Source organism: Moritella sp. (assembly GCF_033791185.1).
Classification (GTDB): Bacteria; Pseudomonadota; Gammaproteobacteria; order Enterobacterales; family Moritellaceae; genus Moritella.
Genome location: NZ_JASJHF010000114.1, coordinates 1 through 4,308, shown reverse-complemented (window position 1 = coordinate 4,308; position 4,308 = coordinate 1). Strand labels below are relative to the sequence as shown.

The window sequence follows — 4,308 nt, the reverse complement described above, 5'->3', positions numbered from 1 at the left end:
TAAGCCTTTAATGCTGTGCGACCACCAGGTGATAGTCACTTTGCCCCATTCCGTTAATAGCGCAGGGTGATGACCTTCTGCTTCTGCCATATCTGCCACCCGATTAGTAAATGCGATAGCTTGTTTAAAGTTTTTAAACTTAAACTCACGCTCTAACTGCATGATATTGTCACGCACTTCTACCGCCCAATCGGGGATCTGATTCACTAATACCGCTAACTCTGCGTCACTGACTTGTGGTGCATCGGCGCGACATGCTTGGCAATTTTGTCGGTTTAATTCTGTCATGATTTGCTCTCGTTTACGTTTGTTTTAATTCGATTTTAGTTCGGTTTTAAATAAGCTTAACGATTTTACTGATGTTCGTGTTTAACAAGCGGCATCTTCTTTTGGTGCATAAGCCGACGGTTTCATGCCTAATATTCTGGCTTGTTTTATCAGGCCAATTAAATCGAGCTTAATTAACTTTTGTAAGTCAGACAGCTGGTTAATCACAAAGTAATTCTTTTGTAATTCATCAATACGGTAATGGGTACGAAATGCCTCGATGACTTGCAGTGGTTGGCGATTGGGAATATCGCTTTCTAAGCTGTAGCAAGTTTCTTGTTTTGACGACAAAATACCACCACCAAATATCTTCAAGCCTTGCTGACTTTGCATTAAACCAAACTCAATGGTAAACCAGTACAAACGTGCTAGCATCGGACGATCTGCTTTGTCGGCCTTTAAGCCTATTTCACCGTAATGCTGAGAAAAGTCAGCGTAAGCTTGATTAGTGAGTAACGGACAGTGACCAAACAATTCATGAAAGATATCCGGTTCTTGAATGTAGTCTATGTCTGCTTTGGTGCGAATGAAAGTGGCGGCCGGAAAACGTTTGCTCGCTAGCAGTTCAAAAAATCGTTCGAAACCAATTAAAGCGGGTACATTCTCAATTTGCCAACCGGTTAACTGTTTTAACTTACGGTTGATGTCCGGCAATTGTGGAATACGCTCTGCGCCCATTTGCAGTAGTTCAATACCGTCGATGAATTCATCACAGGCTCGGTGTTTAATAATCTGGGTTTGACGGTTGTATAAGGTTGCCCAGGTACTGTGTTCCTCATCGCTATAATTGATGTAGCCGTTTTGGTCTGGTTGGCGTGAAACATATTTTGGTTTCGGATCAATGGCTAAAGATGAGTTCATAATTACTTCCTAGTGCTGTGTTATTCAATTGATATTAGGTTAACCTTAAATAAATGGGCAGTACAGATTCAGGAAAATGATAAATAAACCAGTACAGTTATGTTAATCTGTCACTGTACTGGTGAGTAATTTAATAAACTGTACTGGTTTATGCCGTATCGATTATGCAATGCGTCAAAGCAATGCTTGAAATGACACTATAAAAACAACTGTAAAAGTAGCCAATATCAATGACTAAAGTATTGTTATATCAGCAAATAGCCGACGACCTACGCGATCTTATTCATCAGGGTGTGTATTTACCCGGTGACAAGTTACCGTCGCTTAGAGCCTTGTCGGTAAAGCGCAAAGTAAGCATTGCCACGATTCAAAGGGCGATTGAAGAACTGGAGATCATTGGACTTGTTGAAGCAAGGCCAAAATCGGGTAATTACGTGTGTTTTAACACCCGTACCGAGGTGGTTATTGAGATCCCGAGCATCCCGATGAAACCCAAGTCGGTGAAGATCCACGAATTAGCCAGTCAGATATTTCATCAATGTGGCGAGCCTGATGTCATCAACATGGGCACCTCGTATCCGTCGAGTGATTTTATGCCGACGCCGGCCTTACAGAAAATAGCCAATCAAGTGATCAAATATCACATGGCGGATATTGTCGAAGTACAGTTTTCTGCTGGTAATGCCTTATTACGTGAGGTATTGGCTAAGCGCATGAATGAATCCGGTTGCCAGGTGTCGTCAGACGATGTCATTGTCACCAATGGTTGTTTAGAGGCCCTGTCGGTGTGCCTACGTGCTGTTGCTAAACCGGGGGCGACTATTGCTTTGGAATCGCCGGGTTTTGTTGGCTCATTGCAGTTAATTGAATCATTGGGTTATAAAGCGTTGGAGATCCCTTGCCATCCAGTCACAGGCATGAGCCTTGAAGCGTTAGAGTTAGCGTTAGAGCAATGGCAGATATCAGCAGTATTAGTGGTGCCGAGCTACAGTAATCCATTGGGCTCGTGTATGCCAGAAGCCAACCGTAAACAGCTAGTTGAATTGTTATCAGCCAGTGATATCCCGTTAATTGAAGATGATTTGTTAGGGGATTTATCCTTTGATGGCTCGCGTTTAAAACCCTGTAAGGCCTTCGATAAAAAAGGCATGGTGCTGTATTGCTCATCAGTATCGAAAACGATTTCGTCAGGGCTACGCGTTGGCTGGATCGTCCCTGGCGCGTATTATAAAGAAGTCTCCTATTTTAAGACCTTTACTAATATCAGTGCCCCACAATTCTCGCAGATTGTGGTGGCTCAGTTTTATAATAGTGGGAAATATGAACGTCATGTTCGTCAATTAACGGCGAAGATCGCCAAACAGGTATATCAGATCCAATCTTTAGTTCGACAATTATTCCCCCTCGGCACGCAGGTATCGACCCCGCAAGGTGGCTGTATTCTGTGGGTGGTATTACCGAAAAGCATTGATGGACATCAGCTGCATCTTAAGGCCATTGAAATGGGCATAGGGGTGATCCCTGGTCAGTTAAGCAGTGCCACGAATAAGTTTGATCACTGTATTAGGATTAACTGTGCATGTGATCCTAAAATAAATATACAGACCAGTATCAAGGTATTAGCTGATATAGCGCGAGGTATTTTGCTGGGGTAAAGAATTTGTTACTTTACCCGTTAAACTGAGACGCGTTATAATACCGCGCACTGAAATATAACAGGGATATGTTTAAACAGTCATGTTGCGTTAATTTAAGCAGTCCCAGTTATTTTTAGTTGGTCTCTTTATGAGCCAAAAGTGATGAGTAAAAGCCATGAGTCAAAAACCAAATCTCTCTACCGCCATGACTAATCTAATTACAGAAGTGCGCGGCGTTTTTCCTTTCTACGAACCTGAGTCTAGTATCTGTGGTGATTCGTGTGAAGGTTGTCCGAAGAAGTTATTAGAATTAGTCGATTCTGAACTTTGTTATTGGGAAGACCAAGTTAAGCATGGCACTGCGCCAACCTTTGATGAATTAAACCGCGTGGGTAAACTGTGTAAGAATGTGCGACGCGGCTTGAAGCGTAATGGGTTGGTTGATTAGCTTTATTTTCCCCCTATTATGAACTCGTGACTAATTTATTTAGCAGCACAATGCCAGATAAACTATCTGGCTAGGCATAATAAATTAGTAGATAAATTATTTTACTATGGAGTCAAAATTTCAAATTATATAAAATAAAATCGATATCATTATTCAAGCTTATATGGATTGAAACCATCTATAAACGGATACAACAATAATCCCAATATAATCGGCAATCTAGCATCTATAATATAAAGGATTTTATGCATATACCCCCCTCATTACGTTCTATTTTAGTCGTTGATGACGTAGCCGCTAACATCCAAATTTTAAACGGTTTACTTAACGCTGAATATAAAATACTTGCTGCAACAAATGGTTATAAAGCCTTATCTATAGCACAAACATATCCGCAACCTGATATGATTTTACTTGATGTTATGATGCCTAAAGTCGATGGCTTTGAAGTTTGTCGATTATTAAAAAAAGATCCTGCCACTCAGCATATTCCGGTGATTTTTGTAACAGCAAAAAATGAACAAGTAGACGAATCATTAGGATTTGAATTGGGCGCTGTTGACTACATAACTAAGCCATACAATCCGATTATTGTAAAAACAAGAGTTAAATCTCAGTTATCTCTATCATTAAAAAATCACCTGCTTGAAGATTTAGTTAAAGCACGGACACATGAATTAGAGAGCACCAGACTATCCATTATAAATAAGCTAAGTAAAGCCGCCGAATATAAAGATAACGAAACGGGCATGCATGTTATTCGCATGGCATTATATAGTAAATTGTTGGCGGAAAAAGTCAGTGACGATAAAGCGTGGATCGATTTATTGTATAACGCTGCCCCTATGCATGATATTGGAAAAATTGGTATTCCAGATGCGATTTTATGTAAACCAGGAAAACTGGATGCGCAAGAATGGGAAATCATGAAAACTCATGCCGCAGTGGGGGCTCAGATATTGGACGGAGAAGAAAGCAGCCTATTAATATTAGCAAAAGAAGTCGCCTTGAATCATCACGAAAAATGGAATGGTA

Annotated in this window: 5 protein-coding genes; 3 read left to right on the top strand and 2 right to left on the bottom strand. The window is 40.7% G+C overall.

Going from position 1 to position 4,308, the window contains the following annotated elements; all coding sequences use genetic code 11:
- Positions 1 to 288 (bottom strand): 4a-hydroxytetrahydrobiopterin dehydratase (locus tag QNK26_RS07140; protein WP_319221840.1); only part of this gene is annotated, 288 nt, incomplete at its 3' end.
- Positions 289 to 369: 81 nt separating this feature from the next.
- Complete coding sequence (gene phhA, locus QNK26_RS07135) at positions 370 to 1,188, bottom strand: phenylalanine 4-monooxygenase (RefSeq protein ID WP_319221839.1); 819 nt, start codon at positions 1,186 to 1,188, stop codon at positions 370 to 372.
- A 230-nt stretch (positions 1,189 to 1,418) separates the two neighbouring features.
- Here phhA and QNK26_RS07130 point away from each other — a divergent pair, with 230 nt between their 5' ends.
- The 3 genes from QNK26_RS07130 to QNK26_RS07120 form a co-directional block, all read left to right on the top strand.
- Complete coding sequence (locus QNK26_RS07130; RefSeq protein WP_319221838.1) at positions 1,419 to 2,843, top strand: PLP-dependent aminotransferase family protein; 1,425 nt, start codon at positions 1,419 to 1,421, stop codon at positions 2,841 to 2,843.
- Between the two features lie 157 nt (positions 2,844 to 3,000).
- On the top strand, positions 3,001 to 3,273 hold the full coding sequence (locus QNK26_RS07125) for a hypothetical protein (RefSeq protein ID WP_319221837.1): 273 nt from the start codon (positions 3,001 to 3,003) through the stop codon (positions 3,271 to 3,273).
- Positions 3,274 to 3,518: 245 nt separating this feature from the next.
- On the top strand, positions 3,519 to 4,308 hold a 790-nt coding region (locus QNK26_RS07120), incomplete at its 3' end, for a two-component system response regulator (protein WP_319221836.1).